Raw genomic sequence first — 22989 nt, 5'->3', positions numbered from 1 at the left:
CCTTGGGGTGTGAGGGATCGTTCGGCGTCCGCCTATTGCCAGGCGCCGTTCGATCTCGGATTGTGGTGAGGCGGCCGGTTTATACGTTCAGGAACAGGTTGGCGTGCGCCACGAACAGTTCCGGATACTGATAGAACGAGCCGTGATTGGCGTCCGGATAGAGGATCAACTGCGCGTTCGGCAGGTTCTGCTGCAGGGTGTAGGAATGCTTGGTGGGGATGATGACGTCGTTGCTTCCCTGCACGACCAACACCGGCTGATGGATCGTCTTCAGGTAATCCAGCGCGTCATCGCGCGGAATGATGTGCTTGCCGATCGCTGCGCCTTGAGCCTCAACGGTCTGCAGGCTGACTTCCGGATCGCGCTCCTGACGGCGAAGCTTGCGCTCGATGAATTTCAGGCCGGCGGCCCGGCTTGTCTCGGACGGCGAGAAATGTACGGCGAGCCACAGATGTTCAGGCGGATCATAGTTGCCCGAAAAGATGGCGTTCGACTGGCTCTGCGACATATCGTTGCCACGATGACCCGTGCCGACTAAAATCAGCTTGCGGACGAGATCAGGCGCCTGCAGCGTGATTTCCTGGGCGACAAAGCCACCGATCGAGAAACCGAGCACGTCGACCTTGGTGAGGCCTAGCGCCCGAATGAAGGCAATCGCGTTAGCACCCATTTCCTGAAAGCTCGAAGGCGTCTCACCGGATGAGTTCGCCACGCCGGCATTGTTGAACAGGATCACCTCGCGGTCCCGGGCAAGCCCATCGGTCACAGCCGGGTCCCAGTTATCCATCGTGCCTTTGTAATGTTGGTTGAAGACAAGCGGTATGCCGCCTTGCTTGCCGAACCGGAGGTAGGCGAAGCGGATGCCGTTGGCCTCGACGAACTGCGTCGGGACGGTATCGTGGGTATAGTTGGTCATAGCAGAGCCCATGTGTGAAATCGGTTGAGAAAATCAGCCAGCCGTCTTGCCGCCGTCAACGGTAACGATCTGCCCCGTCACGAAGGATGCGGCGGGTGATGCGAGAAACAGAATTGCTGCGGCAAGTTCATCGGGCTTGCCGACACGGCCGAGCGGCACAGACCTCGCAAGGGCTGACTTCCGGTCTTCGGAACCCGTGAAGCGATCGAGCATGCCCGTATCGGTCGGTCCCGGTGCCACCGCATTGACACGGACCCCATGTGGTGCCGCTTCGAGAGCCGCGGATTTGGTGAGGCCTTCCACAGCGTGCTTGCTGGCCGAGTAGATCGAAGCGCCGGCAGCACCCTCATGGCCATAGGTTGACGAGATGTTGACGATGCTTCCATGGCCCTGGTTCTGCATGATGCGCAGCTCGTGCTTCAGGCTCAGCAACGTGCCGAGGACGTTAGTGTCGAAGGTCTGGGCATAGCTTTCACCGGTCTGATCGCCGATCGGGCCGGGCGTGCCTTCCGTGCCGGCGTTGTTGATGGCTGCATCGATCCGGCCGAACCGGCTGACGGTATGGTCGATGAGCGCGCGAACATCGTCGTCGTTGCGGACGTCGGCGCGAACGAACTCAGCCTCGGCGCCGGCGGCACGCAAACTGTTGACCAATGCCTCGCCGGTCTCGCTGTTGCGACCTGACACGACGACTGTATGGCCCGCTTGTGCAGCGGCGACCGCCGTTGCCCGACCGATGCCGGTCAGGCCGCCAGTGATCAGAATGACTTGGTTTTCCATGATGGTTTCCTTTTCCTATGTTCGAAAAACAAGTGGTTTCACACTCGGAAGCGCTTGTGTTCGGTAGCGCTTGCCATCGGGTGATCTCGATCTCGTTGAGGGATAGATAAGTTATCCTTGCGGCCTGGAAAAAGACTTTATATGTTCGCGAGCGATACCTCAGAGGCATGGCTTGATGGAACTGCGTCACCTTCGATATTTCATCGCGGTCGCTGAAGAGGGCAGCCTCACGGTAGCGGCAGAAAAGCGCTTGCATACCGCACAGCCGTCTCTCAGCCGACAACTTCGCGATCTCGAACTCGAGGTCGGCGCCGAGCTTTTCATCCGCAATGCCCGTGGGATCACGCTGACGCCTGCGGGTTCAGCGTTTCTCGATCATGCGAGGCTGGCGCTCGGTCAAGCAAACGAGGCAATTGCTGCAGCCCGACGCGCGGCACGGCCTGCCAAGGCTACCTTTGCTGTGGGCTTTCTCACGGGACAGGAGGTCGATTGGCTGCCGCATGTCACACAAATCCTGCGCGCCGAACTGCCTTTGATCGATTTCAAAGTATCGAGCCTGTACTCGCCGATGTGGCCGACGCTCTCCAGAGCGGTGAGCTTGACCTCGGCTTTCTGCGCGTTGAGCCGCGCCCGGATGTTACCTACCAAGTCGTGGCGCGCGAACCGCTGGTCGCCGTCCTGCCGAGTGATCATCGGCTTGCGGCCGGCTCCGTGGTCACCCCTCTAGATTTGGCGAGCGAGAGCATCATTGGCTTTTCCGACGTACCGCACGTCTTGCGCGCGGTCGTCGACGACTATCTACGGGACAAAGGGATCGATATCACCCCTTCCCACCGCATTGACAATTTCGCGATGGGGATTTCGCTCGTTGCCTCAACAAGGGGAATTGCGCTGCTTCCTGCGTATGTTGAGCCGCTACTTCCCTGGTCGGTTGTAAGTCGCCCTCTCGACGGAGAACCACCGACAATCGAGCTGGCGGTTGGCTATCGCCGCGACAACCCCTCTCCCGTCCTCGCGACATTTCTCTCCAGGATCAACATGCTGATCGAGGCAGGACCGGCAGGCGTCCGTAGAAGTGGCTAGATATCCTCGCCAAGGCCGCGAACATCCTCTCTTACAGGGGACGTCGCACCGCAAAGCTGGGGCATCCTCGGCTGCCTCGCAACATATCAGACGTCCTTCGCCGGAGACGATAATCGCGAGGACGTCAGTCTGCTCGTCTTGCGGGTCAACCTGCATCCAGCGCTGGTGTCTACCCAGGCAGCATTGCCCGGCATGAAGGCGCGAGGCTGGGGACGGATCGTCAACATAACGAGCCTGACGATTCTCGGTAGTGTCGAGCCTACGGCCTACGCCGCAGCAAAGGCGGCCCTGGTCAGTTTCACCCGCGGCTGGGCCCTGGAACTTGCGACCTCGGGCATCACGGTCAATGCCGTCTCGCCTGGTCCGACCGAGACCGAACTGTTCCGGGCCAACAATCCGGCCGGCAGCGCCGGTGAAGCACGATACCTGGCCGGCGTGCCAATGGGACGCTTCGGCGCTCCGGAAGAGATCGCCCCGACCATCGCCTCCCTGCTCTCCGACGATGCCGCCTTCATGACCGGCCAGACGTTGCATGTCGATGGCGGGGCGTCGATCGGTGAGGCCGCTTTCTAGGCGCCGGGCACCGCCGCGAAAACACCACCACTCGCCAGACAACTCCGGCAGAAAGACTCGCCGCCCTTCTTGCGGTCCTACCGGCAAAGACGATCCGCGTTCGACGGCAGGGCCAAACCCTGCCGTCGCCATCGCGACGAGCGGATGGCAGACTGTCCAGAACACAGGGTTTCTGAAACGGGTAGCTCGTCATACCGTTAATGGGCGGGAGGTAGCTTGTTGAACATGTACCGCGCAATTCTCCACTCGCCGCCATCCTTTCTGAATATGAACAGCTCGCGGTTCTCTTCGGAATGGGATTTGTTGGCCTGCAAAACGGTGACCCGCACCTGCGAATGCGATCTTGCGAACGCGAAATCTCCGGTGAAGATTATCTCGTCGATGTCGATTTTAGGTTCGAGCTTGATCAAGCCGAAGCCGTGGTCGAAGAAAGCCTTGAGCTGCTCCGCCCCCTCCACCGTTGGGGCGTCCGCTCCCATCAGCACGGCGTCCGGGGTGAACAACGCCACCACGTCGTCGGCTTTCGAATGGTTCAGTGCGCCGATATACTTTTCGATGAGTTGCTCGATCTGGATTTTGTCCGTGTGGCTCTGTGACATGCGGTTTTTCCTTAAATTTTCTTTTTTGATCTGTACGAGTGCAAGAGATAGACCGCTTTGTCCTGGTAGATTAGTCCGTACATTTCGATTATATTATCCGCTGAGCCGGACAGTGAGTCGGAGGGGCCCGTGGACTTGAATGGCGTGAAGATATTTGTTCGGGTCGCGCAGCTGGGAAGCTTCACGAAAGCCGCGCTAGAACTGGAGCTTCCCAATTCGACTGTCAGCGATAGGATCTCCGACCTCGAAAAAGCGCTTGGAGTGAGCCTTCTCGTGCGCACGACTAGAAAACTCCGTCTCACGGACGCTGGAAGCATATTTTTCGAGAGAGCGGAGCAAGCTGTGGCTGCGCTGGCGAGCGCCGGCGCTCAAGCCTCGTCGTTTCAGCAGCACCCTTCGGGCACCCTGAAAATCACAGCGCCCGTCGATTTCGACTACGCGTCGATCTGCGATGCCGCAATTGAGTACACGAAGAAGTTCCCCGACGTGAAAGTCGAAATGCTCTTGACGGATCGCCTTGTGGACTTGGTCGGTGAAGGGGTCGATATCGCCATCAGGGCAAGTCCGCTCAAGGACGCCGGGTTTACGGCAAAGCGATTGGGGGAAGCCGGCCTGATCCTGGTTGCGGCTCCCCAATACCTGGAGCAGTCGCACGAGATTAGCCTGCCACGCGAACTGGCACATCATCAGTGTCTTGTCATATTACCCGAGCAGAATACCAACAGCTTGACCACCTGGAATCTGGTCTCCACCGACGGCGAAAAAGCCAGGATCGTTCCACAAGCCCGTATCTCCTCAAACTCGGTTGGTGCTATCAAGCACCTCGCTTTGATCGGCGAAGGAATTGCCCTCATGCCGCCCACTCTGGTTCATGGCAGCATTTCGGAAAAACGGCTGATGCGCGTACTTCCGGAGTGGTCAACGGCCCCGTGGCCGAGCTATCTCGTATATGCCTCTCAGAGGAATTCCTCTCCCAAGGTCAAAGAAATGATTCCGCTGCTCGAGCCCCGCATCCGAAATATTATATGGTAATCAATGGGCATCAATATGAGCCTCGTCGCGAACACGGCGACACCTGCTATCAGGAGCTGACTACGCTCAAGCGCCTTTTCCAGAGAAGGATCGGACACGCCATTCCGAGCTCTTGAAGGGATGCGAACCCGCGGCCCGCCGGCCACTTGAAACTAACGTATTGAAAATAAGGCGACGATGTCCTCACCGCTCCGCGGTTGCCGGCGTGCTGTGTGAAATCGCTGTGGGCAAATTTGCATCCGCTTGACCGACAACGCCCTGCCTGGCATACAAAGCCTGGCCCTACACGCGGGCCGGTGTGCCCGCCACGCAAAGCTATGTCAGCGTTTCATTTCTGAAGTGTCACTCCGTGCCAATAGGCATGGTCTGGCCATTAGCGGGCACATGGTCGGATCATTTCAGGATATGGATATGACCGAAGCGAACAAACTTAGTAGCCTCAAGCTTCTTGCTAAACGATACGCGCGGGCCAACAGGATTACGCTACACCAAGCTCTTGACTTGGTTGCGGTGAAATTGGGTTTTGCCAATTGGACAAAGCTGATTTCCGTCAGCAAGAATGATTGGATGCCTAATTCCGAACAGATGGCGAGCGTTGAATCCTTCGTGGCACATGCTCTTCCGGTGCCGGATTTTCAGACCGGAGATCCCGAAGCGATGACCCGCCGCTTCGCACTTCTGGAACAGGCCGAGCATGGCGTGATTGGAGGTCATGCATACCGCCTTCAAGTGGCTTTCCACGACGTCATCATGGCCGGAGATGGGTGGAGTATCACGGTGCCGGGGAACCCTGGCGCGTCACCGATCGTCCAGACATCTACCGAAAATGATGGGAAATGCCCTGTTTTTGACCCAAAATTTCTTCAGAAGGCGCTTAGCCTGGTCAGAGATCGGGCGGTCCAGGTTCGTGGTGAGATCTCTACCGATTGGCCCCGACGGTCCACAAAACCTGACATCGACGGGGTGGTTCGCCACCCGCTGTGGGGCCGAGACTCGGGAGTGTGGTTCTGCTTACATTGTAACGGAACGATTACCGGTACTCAGATCGCTCAAAACCTCTGGCATTGCCCCGGGTGTGGCGCATCTCCTCTCGACATCTTCGACACGGCCTTCTGGTGTGAAGATGAGGGCAAATCTCTCCCGCCCGTGAAAACTGACAGCACCGTGGACGGGGACAAGCCCCGTTTCCGGCTTGTAGATGACGGACCCAAACTCGAGCTGAATGAGGAGAAGATCACTCTCCTCATCCGAAGTGCTTTGCTTGATGACGCCACGAACATCAGCGAGAGGCTCGGCGCGCTTCAAGCTCGGATCAGTGTCGATGACGAGAATGACGTCTGGATATCGCTAGAGGACGACTTGTGGCCGCACGACAAAGAGCCGGTTCAGGCTTTGATTGTGGCGGCCCAGCTGGGTATCGAGGTTGAACTTGAATCGATGTGGTCCTCCATACCTTTCGCCTGGCCTGGACTGGGCGAGCTAACCTCCAGCACGAGTGAGTATACGCAGATGATGCTAGATGCGTACGCTCAGTACGATCAATCGCCCGATAAGCAACCATAGTCGATTGCGACCAATCTTCCTGCGCAGAAAGCTATTTTGATGAGCAGGTAGGTTGATCGCGTTCTAGTCTGACTCGTTATCGACGTTCAGTGCGGCTGAGGCGACCGTGAGAATCGCGCGGCGATCATTGAGGCATTGAGGGTCCAAATGAGAGCCGATACGAAGGGCCGCCTATGCGCGCCTTGATAAGATTCGAACCACCGACCCTCATTATTGAAACTTCTGAGCTAACCAAGGCCGTAGCATTTTGACATCGACAAGAATGACCGCTTGGTAAGAACAATATCGGCCAGCCAGATGGTGCGCGTTCCATATCGGTTTACTTGAGTCCAATCTGCAACACCTGCCCCAGAGCTTTCGATCAAAAGACACAAACTGAGATTGTCTCTCGCCAAACAACGACGAAGCGGCCATCGTTGCTCAACGGATCGATCAGCTACCAGGAGATGCAATGAACCGAGATCATCTCATTGTGCAGGAAACACGTAAAAAGGTTTCAGACCCTTATGACGTAGCCTACTTCGCAAAGAAGCACGGGATAAGCATCACAGATGCGGGTCGCATAATCAACCTCCATCGTTCCGATAGAGATTCGGCAGATCGGGCAGCATACCATCTGAAAAACACCCTATGATGCGCCTGTCTTCTCCGCCGCCGTCGCGGGGTGCCCGCGGGTCCCAAGTGGCTGCAATATGAACAATTGCATCCACCGAAACATAAGCCGTGGTCAGCAAACTTGATCTGCAGCCGTCGCGCCACGGTCGGCTGCCGTAGGGCAGCGCCACGGCGACGGAAGTTGGATGTGTCCCCCAATCCCTGCTGCGAAACGGGTCTTTCTCGGGAGAGAGCCCGATCGTTTCAGCATCTTATGAACTCTGAAAGGATGGTCCATAATCACCAATCACGGGATAAGACCAGTCGTCCGATAAGACCGGATCGTCCGGTCGTAGATGCCGATGTCCCGGCAGCCGCGCGCGACCAGCTGGGCGCCCTCGATGGCGGCAAAGATCGCCATCGCTTGTTCCCGCCGGTCCTGTTCGCTCACTGAAGGCTTTGCCCGCGAGAGCACCGTGACAAGCCAACCAACGTTCATGGCCGCGAATTTGTCGACCTCGGTCCGAACCTCGATCGGAAGATCGTCAAGCTCGGCGCTCATGATGCCGCACAGACACATGCGGTTATCGTTGGCTAGGGCCGAGCGGAAGATCGCCGTGTATTTGTCCATACACCAGGTCGCGTCCTCGGACGTCGCCAGGAGCTCAGCGAGATAGGCCGCCCCCTCCTCGGTATAACGGCGCGCCAACGCCGCCCCCAGGTCGCCCTTGGTCGGGAAGTGGTAGTGCACGCTGGCACTTTTGATCCCCACCTCTTTCGCGAGTTCGCGAAAGCTGAGCGCATTGTAGCCATGCGACTGCACCGTCGCCCTTGCGGCGGTCATGACCGCCTCGCGCATATCCGTTTTGGTTTTGGCCATCATCGATCCTTACCTATCACTCGATAGATAGTTGTTGACGCCAGAAAAGGGAAGGGATAAACCACGACTGCAATCTATCTATCGATAGACAGACAAAGGAGTCTCCCATGAAAATCTTCGATCGCCCCGGCTTTCCCAATCCGGCCCGTATCCGCATCGTGCTCGCCGAGAAGGGCCTCGAACCGCAGGTCGAGTTCGTCTCCGTCGACCTCATCGGCGCCGAACACAAACAGCCGGCTTTCCTCGAAAAGAACCCGTCTGGCGTGCTGCCGGTCCTCCAGCTCGAGGACGGCACTTACATCGCGGAGGCAACCGCCATCACCGAATACCTCGATAATCTCGACGGCGATCCTCGGCTCACCGGCAAGACGCCGAAGGAAAAGGCCGTGATCCACATGATGCAGAAACGGGCCGAGACCGAACTGCTCGATGCTGTCGGCAACTACTTCCATCACGCGACGCCGGGCCTCGGCGCCGAGCTGCAGGTGTTCAAGAGCCCGGAATGGGCCGGCCGTCAGGACTGGGGCAATCGCCAGCGCGACAAGGCGCTCGCCGGCATGAGGTATTTCGACAGGGTGTTGCGGGATCGTTCGTACGTCGCCGGCGATGCATTCTCGATGGCCGACATCACGTGTTTGCCGGGCTGATGTTCGCGGACGCCGCCGGCATTGCCATCCCAGACGATCATTCCGCGCTGAAGTCCTGGCGCGCCAAGGTCTCCGAACTGCCGAGCGTCAAGAATCGCAGCGGCCAGATGTTCGTCGCGGAGGATCTGCGCAGGCTCGGCTTCTGATCCACCCGCACGAAAGGGGTGCGAACACGGCACCGACGCCCAACCACATTCGCCAATCGCGCCGCCCAGGCGGCATAATTCTCACGGAGTTTCCTCATGTCTACGATCTCAACACCCGACAGAACTTCCCGGCGCAACCTGCTGAAAGGGGCCGCCATCGCCGGCGTCGGACTGGCGGCGGCCGGTGCTAGCGCGAACTTGGCGGCAGCAAAAACGCCCGCGTCAGTCCATGCCGGGAAGCTCACAGGCGACCGCTTGGTCACGAAAGACGGCACCAGCCTCTACTTTAAGGACTGGGGCACCGGTCCGGCCGTGGTGTTCAGCCATGGCTATCCGCTCTCGTCCGACGCCTGGGAGGACCAGATGTTCTTCCTGTTGCAGAATGGCTACCGCGTCATCGCCCATGACCGCCGGGGTTTTGGCCGATCAAGCCAGCCGGCCGGTGGTTACGACTACGATACCTTCGCCGATGATCTGGCCCAGCTCGTCGAGGCGCTCGATCTGCGCGAGGCGACATTCGTCGGCCATTCGATGGGCGGTGGAGAGGTCGCACGCTATGTCGCGCGCCATGGCCAGAGCCGCGTCGCCAAGGTCGCCTTCGTCTCCTCGGTGACACCTTTCCTGCTGAAGACTGCGACCAACCCGAACGGTGCGCCAAAGGAACTGTTCGATACATTCCGTGCGGCGGTGCAGGCAAACCGGTCACAGTGGAATCTCGAGGTCGCCATGCCGTATTACAGCTTCAACCGGCCGGGGGCGCACATCTCGGAGGGCCTGCGGGAGAGCTACTGGCGGCAGGGGCAGGCAACTGGCTTTCTTGCCGCCTATCACGCGCTTGGCGCCTTCTCCGAAACCGATTTCCGCGACGACCTCAAGAAGATCACCGTTCCCGCGCTGGTGGTCCACGGCAGCGACGACCAGATCGTCCCGCTGGAAATCTCCGCGAAACTGACCGCCGGGCTCGTTCCACATGCCAAGCTCATTGTCTACGAAGGCGGCTCGCATGGGCTGCTGCATGTCGACAAGGACCGCTTGAACGCCGACCTGCTGGCGTTCCTTCGCGGCTGATGGCGTGGGAAAGGCCGGGGGCTGGCTGTAGCCCAGCCTCCGGCGCCTTTGCATGCGATCGTATGCGAGTCTGGCAATCAGGACGCCGTGATCGCGTTGACCGACGCGTCGTAAAAGAGATCGTCACCAAACTCCTCCCCGACAATGCCGCCCAGTCCTGCCGACAGCGACAGCGCAGCGTCCAAAGGCGAAAACGTCATCGTCACGCGCCGAACGAGCCCGGTCTCGTCGCGCTCGATGACACCTACCGCTTCCAGATCGAGGCCGGTGCGAAGTGTTGCCTTGTATTGCAGGAAATGGCGCTGATCGATCGCCCCATAGAAGGTGGGCGTCTGCGAGGCGTAGAGCGTGCCGACCGCCTCGACCAGGCGCTTGATATTGTCACGACCCGAAACCGGACGGCGCAGGACCGTCCCTCTCAGCTCCGCGTCTTCAGCAAGATCATCAAGGAATGGATGCTTTTCTCCGTTACTGCTCGACATGTCGTTTCTCCGGGATGGCGTGATTTCTATCGTGTCGCGTAAGCGCGATCCAAACTCGACTGCGACATTCCTGAACGTAGTGTGTAATTGCACTTTAAGCAATGAGCCCTGAACCGCGGCTTTGTAGGTCTGACGCCTTGTCGATCGGAGGCGAGGTATGGACTTGACACTGTGCAATTGCACATTTAGATGTACCCCATGCCGACACCAACTGGTCCCCATCTCTGTTACGCCCTCGCCGCACGCCAGAACGCGCGACATCTGAGTCGTCTCTACGACAATCATCTGGCGCCTGCCGGACTGTCGGTCTCGCAGTTCTCCATCCTGTCCCTGCTCGAGGCCTACCAGAGCCTCAAGATCACCAGTCTGGCTGAAATGCTGAGCATGGAGCGCACGACTCTGGTCCGCGCGCTGAAGCCGCTGCAGATGGCCGGATGGGCTGTCGCCGGCAGAGCCGACAGCGGCCGCGCCTTCGATGTCACACTCTCCCCTTCGGGCGTTGCAAAGGTGGCGGAGGCGATTCCGCTCTGGGAAAACGCCCAGGCCGCGTTTGAGCGGGAGGTCGGACAGGACCGTGCCGTGCGCATGCGCGATGAAATTCTGGAGCTGAACCTCGGCGGGTAGCTCCCTTTTTTACCCGAAAGTGTGTAATTACACATATCACGATGCAGCCAAACACAAGGAGATAGAAATGACTGACACGTTCCTCGTTACCGGCGCGACCGGTGAGACTGGCCGCTACACCGTCCAACGTCTGCTCGAAAAGGGTCATGCCGTCAGGGCCATGGTCCACAAGGAGGACCAGCGGGCCGAGGCGCTTCGCAGCGACGGCGCGGAGGTCGTGGTCGGCGACCTCTTCGAGCATGACGACGTTATCCGCGCCGCCGCCGGCACCGCCGCCGCCTATTTCTGCTATCCCGTCCGTCCCGGCATCATCCAGACGACGGCATATTTCGCCGATGCGGCCAGGCGCGCCGGGCTGAAGGCCGTAATCAACATGTCGCAGATCTCCGCGCGCGAAGATTCCAAGAGCCATGCGGCGCGCGATCACTGGATCGCCGAGCGGATCTTCGACTGGTCGGGTATTCCCACCATCCACCTGCGGCCGACCTTCTTCTCGCAATGGCTGCTCTACCCGTTTGCACGCAAGACGATCGTCGAGCAGAGCATCATCGACCTGCCCTACGGCGCTGGCCGCCATGCGCCGATCGCCGCCGAGGACCAGGCCCGTCTGATCGCCTTGCTGCTGGCCGATCCGGCCGCCCATATCGGCAAGACCTACACGCTTCATGGGTCGACCGAGCTTGACCAGCCGGGCATCGCCGCGGCCATCAGCGAGGTGCTCGGCCGCAAGATCAGCTACCAGCCGCTGACCATCCCCGCCTATCGCGATCGCCTGGAAAAGTTCGGCCTGCCGGAATTTCTGATCCAGCATTTCTGCGCGATCGCCCTCGATTACCAGAACGGGATCTTCTCGGGCGCCGACAAGATCATCGCCGAAGTGACGGGCGTGCCGCCGATGACCGTTCAGGACTTCGTCACCTCGCACCGGGCCGCCTTCAATACCCTGAACGCGGCGGCGTAAGCCGCTCCCGCATTGCCGACAGGGACGTCGCCATCACCGGGTCCGAAGCGCCGGCTCCGTCCAACACACTGGTGGCGGCGCGATGCACGCGGCGCCCGGCCAACCTTCCAGGAGAAGCAAGTTGAACATCGACCTTTCAGGTAATGTCGCCCTGGTTACAGGATCCACCGAAGGCATCGGATTTGCCATTGCCCGCGGCCTCCATGAGGCGGGCGCAGCAGTCATTATCAACGGCCGCACCCGGCAAAAGGTCGATGCAGCGGTGGCGCGCCTCGGCGGCCGTGCGCGCGGTCATGCGCTCGACCTCGCCGGCGCCGAGGGTTGTGACGCGATGATCCGAGCCGAACCCGAGCCGGACATCGTCGTCAGCAACCTCGGAATCTTTCAGCCGTTGGATTTCTTCGAGACCGACGATGCTATCTGGGACCGCCACTGGCAGGTCAACGTCATGGCCGGCGTGCGCCTGGCGCGCGCCTACCTTCCGAAAATGGCTGCCAAGTCGTGGGGGCGCTTCATCTTCCTCGGTTCGGAATCCGCCTTCAATATTCCCGTCGAGATGATCCACTACGGCGTCAGCAAGACCGCCGACGTTGCGGTTGCGCGCGGTCTCGCCAAGCGCATGGCTGGCACGGGAGTGACGGTGAACTCGGTGCTACCAGGCCCGACCATGTCCGAAGGCGCCGCCGAGATGCTCAAGGGGCATGTCACGGCCAAGCGGTCCTTCGAGCAAGCCGGCATCGACTTCGTCAAAACGCATCGGCCGACCTCGATCATCCAGCGGCCGGCAACGGTCGAGGAAGTCGCGAACATGGTGGTCTACGTCGCCTCTCCCCTCGCGTCCGCCACGACCGGTGCGGCGCTGAGAGTCGATGGCGGCGTCGTGGACTCGCTCGTCTAGCGCACCATCCAAAGGCGCCTGCCAGTTCTCCAGCCCTCAGACCGCTGAAGAGCCCAGCCCCCTGACTTCTCCGGGCCTCGCCGACGTGTGCCCCAACCTCTGCAAAAGGAATCTTCCATGAACACCAGCGCCATGCCGCTCGCCCAACCGAAGCGGCGCATCGACGCCGATACCCGGTTCGAGGCTATTGATTTCGTGAACCGGGTCAATTTCCTATTTGACCGATGGCAACCGGAGGAACTGCTTGCCGCGTTCTCGGACGATGTGATCGTCGATCATCCGCTTGGACGAAGTGCCGGAAAGGAGGAGTTAGCGGTATTCCTGAAGGGCTACGAGCCCATCACCCATGGCGTTCGGCGGCACAACTGTAACCACGTGATCGACGCTGGACCGGACGACGACATCATCGTCACCTACTACATCCTGCTTATCCGCATCGCTCCATCGAGCGAGGCAAGCAAACTCAAGTCCGCGCCTATGGAGATCATGGAATATGACGAGCATCTGCCGAAGCTGATCTCCTACGCCATGGTGACGGATCGGCTCACCAGGACGGACGCCGGCGACTGGCGTGTGCGCCACAAGCGGGTCGAGAATGTTGCCGAAGACAAAGCGTGTCATTTCTAGAAACGTGATGGATCTCCGACCTATCGATCCTCATGCGCGCGGAAGAAGGCTCGTCCACGAACGAGCCGGTCGGACACGCGAGTCCGACTGGAATTGATTGTGTGATGTCCGTTCAGAATGGAGTTGTCGCCGCGCCGCTATTCCAAAGCCGTGGATGCTCGCTTCCTTATCGAGCAGCTACCGGGTGGTGACGTCTAAGAAGTCACATGCCTTCCCTGCCTTCGCTCTCCGAGCCAATCACTCCCCGGTCCTGCGCCATGCACATAGCCAATGATGGAGGTGCGGCCGGGATCGTGTCCCAGTCGACCGGGGTGTAGGCGCGTATCAAATATCGAGCCCGTCGTTATCCGGAAGCGACCTGGTTCGGCAGCGACCTTGCAGTTGGTCTCATATGGGTTGGAGCGCTGAGGGTCTCGAGGAGGTTGAACCGTTGGCACCTATTTCAAATCGGAGACTGTTTCTGGCTTCTGAGCGTGACGCTGTCGTCGCTAACAAATGGATCAGCGTTCGAATCGCTCCAGCATTTTTTTCAGTTGGGCGTTTTGCAGTTGAAGCTTGCTCGTCAACTGCGCGCGGAGCACCCTGATCTCTTCATCCAAGCTCCTCGCTTTATCGGAGAAGGTCGGCGCGACCGGAGAGGCCGGTGAAATGATTGCAACCGCTTCGGGTCTCTTGGCACGGCCGCCGTGCTTGCGCGGCGCGCTTTCGGTAGTCTGGTCAAGCTCCGGAGCGCGGTGGGCGGCGGCGATGTCAGTGCCATCGAATAAAGCCAGATCAGCGGCTCTCACTAGCTCGGCGTTTGCAGTGTCGGCGGTATCCTGAGCATCGCTTCCGATTTCTTCGGACGGCTCAGGTTGACTGCGAGGCTGTGCCTTTTCGTCTGACGTTCGATCAGCGGTGTTCAGGCTTTCCTCGGCAGACGCTTCAATTGGACCGCCAATTGCCAAAATGTCGGGCTTCACGTCTTCGACTGTGCCTATTTCTCGCCTCCGCACCAACCGAGCAAGAAATTTCAATGGAGACGCCAACTATTCGACCTCGCGTTCTTTCCCGCATGCAGGCTGCAAGTTCCGGCTTTGGCGATAGCGGTAACTGCCGCCAAATGCATAACCCGATAGCCACGGAAATGCGCCTGCGGCTGGCCTTCTGTTATTTTCAATCGAGCTTAAGTCGCTTTCGCAGATCGGCATTCTCAGCGCGGAGTTGTTCGGCTAGCAGCCTGCGCAGTCTTTGGTTTTCCTCTTCCAACTGCAGGAGATCCGCCATCTCATCGCCCGCCGCCATCGGGGCCATCGTTACTGTCTGCGCAGGCCTCGTCGCACGTTTCACCGGCGCGCGCTTGGCACTGCTGACAGCTTCAACCGACTTGGACTTGCGTCCCCTTTTCTGCCTTCCACCCGCTACGCCTGAAGCTACGGCCGGTTCCGCGGTTACCTCGGCGAGAACCGTTTCAGGGGCCGCCTTCTTGGCGCGGGGTTTACGCTGCTTCTTTGGCGCAAGTTCGGTTTCGACAACGGCCGGCGCATTCGTATTGGTCATCGTATCGCTTTCGTCGGCCATCATTGTCTCCTTTAAAGCCGATGCAGTTGTCTCCTGCCCGAGCGGCAGTGTCAACAAAGGCCCGGCCTGTTCTGATGCAGGGAAAGGCACTTCGCCGGTAGCTTCGCGCTCCTGCGGGCCGCCCGACAGAAATGGCATTGCCTCTTCCTCTACATCGCGGGCAACAGACTTAAGATCCATATTACCCCAGATGGAGTTGGCCTTGGGATCGGTCTTCCGCTGCCCGGATTTATACTCGACGGCAAAACTGCGTTGGACTTTTTTCATTTCAAGAGGCCTTGGGTGTGTCAACAAGAGGTCTCGGCTACGTGCTCAGCATCGCAAATAGCGGTTACCTGGACAGCAGTCTATAGAGACCAACAGCGTATCCGCCCACACATCCGAGTGCAGGATTTCCGTCAACGGATTCCATTAACGGGGCAGAGTAACAATCACACGGAGGATGAAGCCGTGCGCCTTGAAGGGAATCGAACCGTCGACCACGTCTTTTGAGGCGGCGCGGGGCATAAACGGTATTTGTGGGACTGGACCCTGGTCAGACAGGGCTGGTTGCGTTCGCTTACTTCACAATGCGATAGGCGATATGCCGAGCGAGTGGCGTGTCGAGCATGCTGGTGGGCTCAAGCTTGATCTGGTTGGGCAGCGTGTCGAACAGGCGACTCCCAGCACCAAAGAGCACCGGCACGATATGCAACTCGATCTCGTCGACAAGCCCGCCGGCCAGTGCTTGGCGAAAGACCTCGGCTCCGCCCATGAGGCTCACATCCTTGCCTCTGGCCGCCGACTTCGCCTGCTTCACCGCGTCGGGAATTGTCCCAGCCGCGTGATAGATTCCAGTGCTGTGCGAGGCGAGTAACGGCCGGTGGGTGACGACGAAAAGCGGCAGCTTTAACGGCCCCGTCGGCCCGTTCTCGTCCCAGTATGGGATCGAGTCGTCATAGCATTTGCGCCCGCAGATCACGCTGCCAACATTGCTGGTGAGGCGCTGCACATATGCGTCGCCCTCTCTACCGCTGTTGAAGAACCATTCGTGAAGAAATTCGCCGTTCTTGCCGAGTGGTTCCTCCCTGGTCTGGTTTCCTGCGGTAATGAAGCCGTCGAGCGACATGCTGATATTGAAAGCGACCTTGGTCATTTGCGTTCTCCGTGACCGATCGATTGAGGTTACGCCTTCATGACGAATGAGTGTCGGTCAAACCTACATCTGGGGCAACGAATAACTCGTCGCGGCCTCTTGAAGCGTCCGAACTCCTCTGTGATGCACGGCATCTATCCGCAGCAGATTCCGGCAGCCACGCAAGGTGAATGAAGCCGCTCCTAAAGACTGCTCTCCGCCCCTCCCCACTTCGGCTTGTGTATTCCGGTCGATGGATTATGCGATCTTCACGGCCTAAAACGTGAACCCCATAGCAACAAGTCGAACGCTGGCCTCGAAAGCTCTCGCCGTGCCAGAACCGTTGATCCCGCTATTTCAGTGTCAGTGGCGTAAAGACACTTATGAAATCGGTGAACATTCTAAAGCCGGGTGGCCACCTCGTCTCAATTTCCGGCCCGCCGGACCCGGTCTTTGCCAAAGATCTCGGACTGAACGCGCTCCTGAAGCTCGTCGTCCGTCTGTTGAGCCGGAGCGTTCGCAAGAAGGCGAAGAGCCGCGGCGTTCACTATTCCTTCCTGTTCATGCGGGCCAATGGCAGGCAACTGGAGGAGATTGCCGGGTTGATCGATACCGGCGCGGTTCATCCCGTCGTGGACAAGATATTCCCATTCACCAAGACGCCAGAGGCTTTGGCCTATGTCGAGACGGGTCGCGCCAAGGGCAAAGTCGTGATCAAGGTACAGTAGCGACTTCTCAGTTGCAGAGGAGAGGCAGCAATTCTGAGGCGAGCATACTTTTTCATAGCCCGCTTCAGAATTTATCGGATAGCTGCTTCCCGTGCCCCAGCCAGGTACGCGATCTCTGCTTTAAAATGAAATCAAGGCCCTCGCTGCGATGTGTGGGTCGAAGTCAGCTTTTCTCACTGACGGGCTGTCGCTGGATGAGCGCGATCCGCTTCAACCGCAGCGCACGCTTTTCCAGGAGATGCCACGAAAGCCAGCCAAGCAACCACGCTGTCGGCAGGGAAAGCGCAAACACCGCCCACCACGTGCTGTACTGGCCGAGGGCGTGGTTCATCATCTGCTCCACTGGCCAGCCATAGAGATAGGTCCCGTAGGAGGCGTCGCCCAATCGTTCGAGGGTCGGCAGGCGTATCACCGGCGAGGTCGCGATGTAGACAAGCGGATAGGCGAACAACATGCGGCCGTAAAGATAGCCGGGCCAGAAGACGAGGCAGAGCATACCGAGCGCCACGAAGATCAATGCCAGGACAATATTGGGCTGCCGCTTTTCCATCGCGAACCAGAGAAGCGAACCGCAGAAGAAGTAGGGAGCGATAAAAGTAAAATCCGTCAGGAACCGTATGTTTGGCCACGGATGATCGAAGAAAAGCTGCCAGGTCACGCCCACGGCGAGGGCAAGTGCCATGATCGGGGCTCGCAGAAGCCCGATTACCATTAATCCGGCGACGATGAGGTAGCAGAAGATTTCCTGCCCGATCGTCCAAAGAGAGCCGTTGACCGAGGTGGCAAGCCAAGAGATGGCGGGGTCATAAAACTGCACATGCGGCAGGGTCATGCCAAAGTTCGGGTTGAGCAACGAATGCAGTGTCGTCTTCATATGAAGCGACTTGAGCAAGTAACCACTGACGCCCAACGGGCTGTACAAGGCGCCCAAGACATAGACGCTGAGCAGCGTACAGACGATAAACGCCGGGTATATTCTCAGCGCCCGCCGCCAGAGAAAACCACCCGCGCTGCCGAACTGGGCGCTCTGCGTGACGAGGAAGCCGCTGCTGATGAAAAAAACATAGACGCCGAAGAGGCCGAGGATATTAACCTCTCCGAGCAAACGCTCAAAGGGCTCGTTCGCCGAGGTCTTCTCCGAGATAAGGAAGGCATGCGAGAAGATCACCGTGGAGGCTGCCACGAGCCTGATCATGTTGAAGTTCGGGTAAAATGCCTTCTTGATCTCGCTCCCATGCATGCGAACCTCCCGCGCCTCTAAAGCTTAACAAACCATTAAGGTGAGTTTTGAGTGTTGTCACGAGCCGGTGTGAAAACGCGGCTAAGCCGCGATAAGCTCCCGACACCTTCACGCTGTGTCTCAAGCGCTCGGTATTCCCTAGGTTAAGCTCGAGGAGAGCGATGTGAAATTTGCTCGGACAGCCGATCGACACGAGGTCGCTCGAAGTATGACAAAGCGCTGCGGACTGAGGCACCACTATGAATCATGCTCTTTTAACGTGACTTCGGAGAATGCTGTGGTGAATGGGACGGTTGGGTTTCTCAATCAAGACAAAGGGATCGGCTTCACCACGCCGGATGACGGTGGCCAAGACGTATTCGTGAATGCAACTGCGATCCAAGGGTCGACGCTACGGCGCGACGGCCAGAAGATATCGTACGAGCTTGGCCAGGAAGGCAGGATCAGGAAGTCTAAGGCGGAGAGCGTCAAGGCGATCTCACGCCGCTATCTGCGATGAACATGCTCTCATCATAGGTGCTGTTAGTCGGATCGGAAGTACGCCTTTGGACACCGCCGGATCAGGGGCCAGCCGAAGTACCAGGAACCCAGACCCGAGCCGATGCCTGGTGGCCTGATGACAGGACCAGGCTGCCGACAATCGCGACCATGGCGATCAGGATAACGATGATGGGAAACGCGGCGCCGGACGGCTTATCTTCATGGTAGATCATTTTGCTCCTGCGGCCCGGCGGCGCATAAGACACCGCCGGGAAAAACCGTGTTAGGCCTCGATGATGTAGACAATCGTCAGAGCATCGGGATCGACGATGACGATCCGGCCATCCGCAAGGATGAAGAACCGGTAACCTTCATACTGCGGAACGATCTTGACGATGCGCGTCGGCAGCCTTTCCAGTCGGATCTTCTTCGGGATTTTCGTTCCGACGGAGACCGTGAAGTCGACTTCCTTCACGGGCGCGACATGGACTTCCTTCACCACCGTTCGAATTTCGGTCTGCTACTCGACCGAGATGTTGACGTTGGTCTTGGTGTTGGTGGTCTGGTTGTTTGTCGTGGTGTTGTTGTTGACGTTGGTTTTGTTTGTCGTCGCGTTCTGATCGGTCGACTGCTTCGACGTATCACCGGTGGTGGACCGCCACTTGTGCCTTCGGCGGGCTTGGCATTTTGCGTGGTGCTCTTCGTGCCTGCGGTGGCCGAACCGCTACTATCCGTGGTGCCGGACTTGGCGGCGGGCTTCTGTTCTGTCGTGGCGCCACCGCTGGCGTCTTTCGAGGTAGGTTTGGTTTCTATCGAAGTCTTGCCGGACGCACTTCCGCTCGTCGAGCCATCGGTCGAAGGCTGCTCAGCGCTCTTTTTCATGTCCGAGCCCTGACCGGATTTCTGCTGAGAAGACTGGCCTTGCCTGGGCAGGCTCCGGACGCGTCGGGGGTGCAGTCGGTGCCGGTCCTGGCGGAGCCCGACTGCGAGCCGGCGTCCGTGCCCGTCTGAGAGCCGGATTGGGCCTGGCCGCTGCTCTTGGTGTCCTGCTGAGCTGCCGCCGGCGATGTTACAAGTGGCGATGCACTAAGTGACAGCGCTGCCAGGAGCATGGTTGATGATTGCTTTTCATAGTTGACCTCCGACTGTAGACGATGCCCGCGCGCATTCTCGTGCGGTGCATGCCTGCCCTGATGGTTGGAAAGGGCGGCTGAAGCCGCCCGTCGGTCACTGAATGACCTGGATGACCTTGCGGGAGGAAGGTTCGACGATCACACGCTGGTCGTTGACGATCGCGTATGCATATTTCGGGTCGTCGGGAATCGGCGTCACGACCACCGTCTCCGGCAGCGGCTGTCCTACGACGACCTTCTCCTTCACCACGACCCGTGCGGTCGGGGCGGGAGCCTGCTGAACATAGGTCACCACCTGCTGCGGCGGCGGATCAATCACGCTACCTGCCACGCCGCCGACGATGCCGCCGACAGCTGCACCGACCGGGCCGCCGACGATCGCACCCGTTGCAGCACCACCCGCCGCACCTGTGACCGTCGACGACTGCGCAAAGGCAGACGTCGACGCCAACAGGACACCAGCGGCAATAGCTACTGATTTGATATTCATCTGTTTTCCTCCTTGAAGCGGTTGGCTGTAGCGGTTGGTTCCGCTGGAAAAGCAAACCGTCAAAAGGAGGATGTGTTCCAGACTTAAGACCTCATGCCGGGGCTTTGTCAGACCTTGGTCCGAGCCCGCCTGGATACCTCTGCCTACTGCGTAGGAAAGCGGCTCAGCATCCGATCCTGGACGTTTTCTTCGCCGACGATCATCGCTGCAAGCGAGATGGCTTTCTCGCGGTCCGCGGTGTTTGTAATGTAGCCCTCGAGCAGGACGACAGGGCCGAGCATCCTGATCTCGATGGCAATGCTGTCGATATCCGGATCAGCGGAAAGCGCCGCTTCGATTGTTGCAATCGTCGATGCTGAACTGTGGCCTTGCGAGCAGCGCTCTTCGTGGTTGGTGTTATCGGAACCGAACCTCATACCGTCCTCCTGTCCTGTCCTGCCCCTCCACGGACCTTCATGTTACCTCACCTAATATGAGAAGCGGGTTCTGGGCGCCAGTCCGACCTAAGTCCGTCTTCCTCTCTGCGCGATCCGGCTTAGATTCTTCTGATCCTTGTTAAAAGGACACCGGGGAGGTTCGGTCGCGTAGCCCTGATCTCCAGTCAGAACCTCCCTGGTGAAGAATTGTCGATCCATGGCGGGGCGTCGCGTCTTGGGAATAAAGGGCGGCTCCGGGAACGATTTCGCCCCTCTGATGCTTGTGATGAACGGTCAGGAAAAGTACAGGCTCGATCACTTGGCGAGGTTGCCAAAGCCCTTGTCCTCGCCTGGCCGACAGACGATGGCAAGAGAACGGGCCTGGATGCTATTCAAGGCAGTTTTCGCGAAGCAACAAAGTGCCTGGCTGTGGGCAGCGGTTAAAGAGTCGTAAGCGTTCGCGCTTCGGTTCAAATGACTTCCAAATGCAATGCATGAGAAGATCCAGCGTCGCCGGATAAGGCCGCCTGCGGCCTCTTCTTCTCCCAAAGTAGAGGGGTCTACGTCAGACCAAAGTCCGTTTTCGCCCGCAAAACAATGTTAGAGTGTAGGCACGTTGAAGGCGATCTTCCAACATTGTCGGTGGCTGGGATTTCCCGCTCCGAATTGAATGTGGGAGAACGGCAGAACTCAACAAGGCAGTCCTTCATCTGTACGAAAGTATCTTTGTCGTTGGCGTGGCGAGAGATCTGCAATGCTTTCATCTACAGAGGAGCATCGACGAGGGACCTTTAATTCTGAGCAGCCTTTGGTCTCAGTGGTCATCCCGGCTTTCAACGCTTCCACCTATGTTGAGCGGACGCTTCGATCCGCTCTGCGCCAGACCTACACCGCCTTAGAGATCATCGTCGTCAATGACGGTTCCACGGACGACACGGCAAAACTCGTTGAGCAGATAGCGATGTCGGACTCGCGGATCCGTCTCCTCTCCACACCGAACCGTGGTGTCGCGGCTGCACGGAATACTGGGATCAAGGTATCATCAGGCCGATTTGTGGCATTCCTTGACGCCGATGATCTCTGGCACCGGACAAAAATCGAAAAGCAGGTGAACGCTCTCAACCGGTTGTCCTCGCGGTGGGCTGCGGTCTATGTGCAGCATTGCCTCATCAACGAAGACGACGAGGTTATCCAGCCTGGAAGTTCCGAAGTTGCAAGGGGATATATCTATGCCCGACATCTGAATTTTAAGTACATAGGCAATGGAAGCGCGCTTCTCGTCCGGCGGAACGTCGCGCTTGAAATCGGTGGGTTTGATAGCTCATATTCAGCCGCCGGTCTTGGAGGCTGCGAAGACCTCGATTTCGAGCTCAGGCTGGCCACGCGCTACTGCATCGAAGTCGTTCCCGAACGACTGGTGGGATACCGAAAGCATCCCGGCAGCATGTCTTCCAATCACTCTCGAATGGGCAAAAGTGCTTTGGAAGTGATTAGGCGTTCGCTGGCCGCAAATCCGAATCTCCCGCAATACGCGGTCCGGGGAGCACTCGACGCCACCCAAAAATATGCGTTTTGGGAATTTCGACAAGCTCGGGCAACATATTTGTCGCTTGTATCCATTTGGTCCATACTGCCAAAAGACCCGTATTTCGTGGTTCGGCTTGTAGTTCAGAAGGGGCTGCGCGGAATACGGCACTGTCTTCGTCTTGGGACGAGCACCGCAAACGGTGAAGACCCGCCGCGAATGAATAGGTCGAAATTCGATGATCAATTTGCTCCGTCGTTTCCCGAATGCCCAAAGGAGACGCCGAGCTTGCACCGTCATGTAATGCGTCTGACGGCTGTGGATGCGATGCTGAGTTCAACTCTTAGCCCCCAGCGAACGTCACTGAGACGGACGAAGGTGGAATGACAGGGGATAGCGGCTTGGAAAGCGGCCCGCCATGTTTCATCCCGCCTCAGTTCTCGACAACCCTCGCGAGCAGCTGTTCCAAGCTATCTTCGTTCCTGACGCCATGTTGATAGAAATAGATTATCTGGGTTGCGAGTTCGTCGCAGGCATCGCCGTCCGTTATTTCCCCGGTGGCGCAGATATGATCGAAGACTCTTTTACAGATCACAATATCTTCGTTCTGCAATGGTGCATCGGTTGCAGCGAAATCAGCTTTGGTCATGGTGGACATCTCCCACGAAGATGCCTGAGTTTCTAACATCGAGCCTGAACCCAGGATGAAGGGAAACCGCTGCTGCCTATAGCTTCACACTGAGGAATCAATCCCCTTCCAACGTGCGAACCACGCTTCGCTCTTGCGACGATTGACGGTTCAACTCGAAGCCACATGTAACATGCTTCGA

23 protein-coding genes and 6 pseudogenes are annotated in these 22989 nt (G+C 58.5%); 15 read left to right on the top strand and 14 right to left on the bottom strand.

The window, feature by feature from the left end:
* Positions 1-79 precede the first annotated feature (79 nt).
* Both J3O30_RS32405 and J3O30_RS32400 read right to left on the bottom strand, forming a co-directional pair.
* Positions 80-916, bottom strand: coding sequence for an alpha/beta hydrolase (locus J3O30_RS32405; RefSeq protein WP_207586144.1), 837 nt, complete (start codon positions 914-916; stop codon positions 80-82).
* A gap of 33 nt (positions 917-949) precedes the next feature.
* Positions 950-1696 (bottom strand): glucose 1-dehydrogenase, encoded by a 747-nt coding sequence (locus J3O30_RS32400; protein ID WP_207586143.1) that lies wholly within the window; start codon positions 1694-1696, stop codon positions 950-952.
* A gap of 175 nt (positions 1697-1871) precedes the next feature.
* Between J3O30_RS32400 and J3O30_RS32395 the strand changes: the two are divergent.
* Both J3O30_RS32395 and J3O30_RS32390 read left to right on the top strand, forming a co-directional pair.
* Positions 1872-2779, top strand: a pseudogene (locus J3O30_RS32395) (LysR family transcriptional regulator).
* 135 nt (positions 2780-2914) lie between these two features.
* Positions 2915-3352 (top strand): annotated as a pseudogene (locus J3O30_RS32390) (SDR family oxidoreductase); the annotation flags it as partial.
* 197 nt (positions 3353-3549) lie between these two features.
* Here the strand turns inward: J3O30_RS32390 and J3O30_RS32385 are convergent.
* Positions 3550-3951 (bottom strand): SgcJ/EcaC family oxidoreductase, encoded by a 402-nt coding sequence (locus J3O30_RS32385; RefSeq protein ID WP_207586142.1) that lies wholly within the window; start codon positions 3949-3951, stop codon positions 3550-3552.
* Between the two features lie 129 nt (positions 3952-4080).
* Here J3O30_RS32385 and J3O30_RS32380 point away from each other — a divergent pair, with 129 nt between their 5' ends.
* From J3O30_RS32380 to J3O30_RS33595, 3 genes are all read left to right on the top strand, one after another.
* The gene (locus J3O30_RS32380; protein WP_207586141.1) at positions 4081-4983 is read left to right on the top strand and encodes a LysR family transcriptional regulator; all 903 of its coding nucleotides are present in this window, start codon (positions 4081-4083) and stop codon (positions 4981-4983) included.
* A 411-nt stretch (positions 4984-5394) separates the two neighbouring features.
* The gene (locus J3O30_RS32375; RefSeq protein WP_207586140.1) at positions 5395-6546 is read left to right on the top strand and encodes a hypothetical protein; all 1152 of its coding nucleotides are present in this window, start codon (positions 5395-5397) and stop codon (positions 6544-6546) included.
* Between the two features lie 451 nt (positions 6547-6997).
* Positions 6998-7180: a hypothetical protein gene (locus J3O30_RS33595; protein ID WP_246762930.1), complete on the top strand. Its 183-nt coding sequence runs from the start codon at positions 6998-7000 to the stop codon at positions 7178-7180.
* Positions 7181-7447: 267 nt separating this feature from the next.
* On the opposite strand, the gene J3O30_RS32370 is transcribed toward J3O30_RS33595, so the two are convergent.
* A complete protein-coding gene (locus J3O30_RS32370) occupies positions 7448-8023 on the bottom strand; it encodes a TetR/AcrR family transcriptional regulator (protein ID WP_207586139.1) in 576 nt (191 codons plus the stop codon).
* 104 nt (positions 8024-8127) lie between these two features.
* On the opposite strand from J3O30_RS32370, the pseudogene J3O30_RS32365 reads away from it, so the two are divergent.
* Both J3O30_RS32365 and J3O30_RS32360 read left to right on the top strand, forming a co-directional pair.
* Positions 8128-8813 (top strand): annotated as a pseudogene (locus tag J3O30_RS32365) (glutathione S-transferase).
* 96 nt (positions 8814-8909) lie between these two features.
* Entirely contained in the window at positions 8910-9881 is a 972-nt protein-coding gene (locus J3O30_RS32360) for an alpha/beta hydrolase (RefSeq protein WP_207586138.1), read from the top strand.
* A gap of 77 nt (positions 9882-9958) precedes the next feature.
* Here the strand turns inward: J3O30_RS32360 and J3O30_RS32355 are convergent, their stop codons facing one another.
* On the bottom strand, positions 9959-10363 hold the full coding sequence (locus tag J3O30_RS32355) for a hypothetical protein (RefSeq protein WP_207586137.1): 405 nt from the start codon (positions 10361-10363) through the stop codon (positions 9959-9961).
* Positions 10364-10561: 198 nt separating this feature from the next.
* Here J3O30_RS32355 and J3O30_RS32350 point away from each other — a divergent pair, with 198 nt between their 5' ends.
* The 4 genes from J3O30_RS32350 to J3O30_RS32335 all read left to right on the top strand — a co-directional run bounded on the left by J3O30_RS32350 (position 10562) and on the right by J3O30_RS32335 (position 13473).
* Complete coding sequence (locus J3O30_RS32350) at positions 10562-10987, top strand: MarR family winged helix-turn-helix transcriptional regulator (RefSeq protein ID WP_128400691.1); 426 nt, start codon at positions 10562-10564, stop codon at positions 10985-10987.
* Positions 10988-11054: 67 nt separating this feature from the next.
* Positions 11055-11948 (top strand): NmrA family NAD(P)-binding protein, encoded by an 894-nt coding sequence (locus J3O30_RS32345; RefSeq protein WP_207586136.1) that lies wholly within the window; start codon positions 11055-11057, stop codon positions 11946-11948.
* Positions 11949-12069: 121 nt separating this feature from the next.
* The gene (locus tag J3O30_RS32340; protein ID WP_207586135.1) at positions 12070-12846 is read left to right on the top strand and encodes an SDR family oxidoreductase; all 777 of its coding nucleotides are present in this window, start codon (positions 12070-12072) and stop codon (positions 12844-12846) included.
* 117 nt (positions 12847-12963) lie between these two features.
* On the top strand, positions 12964-13473 hold the full coding sequence (locus J3O30_RS32335) for a nuclear transport factor 2 family protein (protein WP_207586134.1): 510 nt from the start codon (positions 12964-12966) through the stop codon (positions 13471-13473).
* 500 nt (positions 13474-13973) lie between these two features.
* Here J3O30_RS32335 and J3O30_RS32330 read toward each other — a convergent pair whose 3' ends face one another.
* From J3O30_RS32330 to J3O30_RS32320, 3 genes are all read right to left on the bottom strand, one after another.
* Positions 13974-14489, bottom strand: a complete 516-nt coding sequence (locus J3O30_RS32330; RefSeq protein WP_246762929.1) for a hypothetical protein — start codon at positions 14487-14489, stop codon at positions 13974-13976.
* Positions 14490-14628: 139 nt separating this feature from the next.
* Entirely contained in the window at positions 14629-15300 is a 672-nt protein-coding gene (locus J3O30_RS32325; protein ID WP_207586132.1) for a transcriptional regulator, read from the bottom strand.
* 292 nt (positions 15301-15592) lie between these two features.
* Entirely contained in the window at positions 15593-16168 is a 576-nt protein-coding gene (locus tag J3O30_RS32320) for a dihydrofolate reductase family protein (RefSeq protein ID WP_207586131.1), read from the bottom strand.
* Between the two features lie 353 nt (positions 16169-16521).
* Here J3O30_RS32320 and J3O30_RS32315 point away from each other — a divergent pair.
* Positions 16522-16875 (top strand): annotated as a pseudogene (locus J3O30_RS32315) (zinc-binding dehydrogenase); the annotation flags it as partial.
* 163 nt (positions 16876-17038) lie between these two features.
* Here the strand turns inward: J3O30_RS32315 and J3O30_RS32310 are convergent.
* The gene (locus J3O30_RS32310; protein ID WP_207586130.1) at positions 17039-18115 is read right to left on the bottom strand and encodes an acyltransferase; all 1077 of its coding nucleotides are present in this window, start codon (positions 18113-18115) and stop codon (positions 17039-17041) included.
* 277 nt (positions 18116-18392) lie between these two features.
* Here J3O30_RS32310 and J3O30_RS32305 point away from each other — a divergent pair, with 277 nt between their 5' ends.
* Complete coding sequence (locus J3O30_RS32305; RefSeq protein WP_207586129.1) at positions 18393-18614, top strand: cold shock domain-containing protein; 222 nt, start codon at positions 18393-18395, stop codon at positions 18612-18614.
* Positions 18615-18675: 61 nt separating this feature from the next.
* Here the strand turns inward: J3O30_RS32305 and J3O30_RS32300 are convergent, their stop codons facing one another.
* The 4 genes and pseudogenes from J3O30_RS32300 to J3O30_RS32285 form a co-directional block, all read right to left on the bottom strand.
* Complete coding sequence (locus J3O30_RS32300; protein ID WP_207586128.1) at positions 18676-18828, bottom strand: hypothetical protein; 153 nt, start codon at positions 18826-18828, stop codon at positions 18676-18678.
* Between the two features lie 50 nt (positions 18829-18878).
* Positions 18879-19727, bottom strand: a pseudogene (locus J3O30_RS32295) (DUF1236 domain-containing protein).
* Between the two features lie 95 nt (positions 19728-19822).
* Positions 19823-20218: a DUF1236 domain-containing protein gene (locus J3O30_RS32290; RefSeq protein ID WP_207586127.1), complete on the bottom strand. Its 396-nt coding sequence runs from the start codon at positions 20216-20218 to the stop codon at positions 19823-19825.
* A gap of 143 nt (positions 20219-20361) precedes the next feature.
* Complete coding sequence (locus J3O30_RS32285; protein ID WP_207586126.1) at positions 20362-20634, bottom strand: BON domain-containing protein; 273 nt, start codon at positions 20632-20634, stop codon at positions 20362-20364.
* Positions 20635-20911: 277 nt separating this feature from the next.
* On the opposite strand from J3O30_RS32285, the pseudogene J3O30_RS33590 reads away from it, so the two are divergent.
* Together J3O30_RS33590 and J3O30_RS32280 are read left to right on the top strand one after the other, a co-directional pair.
* A pseudogene (locus J3O30_RS33590) lies at positions 20912-21036 on the top strand (DUF982 domain-containing protein); the annotation flags it as partial.
* A 352-nt stretch (positions 21037-21388) separates the two neighbouring features.
* Positions 21389-22546: a glycosyltransferase family A protein gene (locus J3O30_RS32280; RefSeq protein ID WP_207586125.1), complete on the top strand. Its 1158-nt coding sequence runs from the start codon at positions 21389-21391 to the stop codon at positions 22544-22546.
* Positions 22547-22592: 46 nt separating this feature from the next.
* Here J3O30_RS32280 and J3O30_RS32275 read toward each other — a convergent pair whose 3' ends face one another.
* The gene (locus J3O30_RS32275; RefSeq protein WP_207586124.1) at positions 22593-22808 is read right to left on the bottom strand and encodes a hypothetical protein; all 216 of its coding nucleotides are present in this window, start codon (positions 22806-22808) and stop codon (positions 22593-22595) included.
* Between the last annotated feature and the right edge of the window lie 181 nt (positions 22809-22989).

Source organism: Rhizobium sp. NZLR1 (assembly GCF_017357385.1).
GTDB lineage: Bacteria > Pseudomonadota > Alphaproteobacteria > Rhizobiales > Rhizobiaceae > Rhizobium.
The sequence above is the reverse complement of the archived record's forward strand: the minus strand, read 5'-3'. Positions and strand labels throughout refer to the sequence as shown.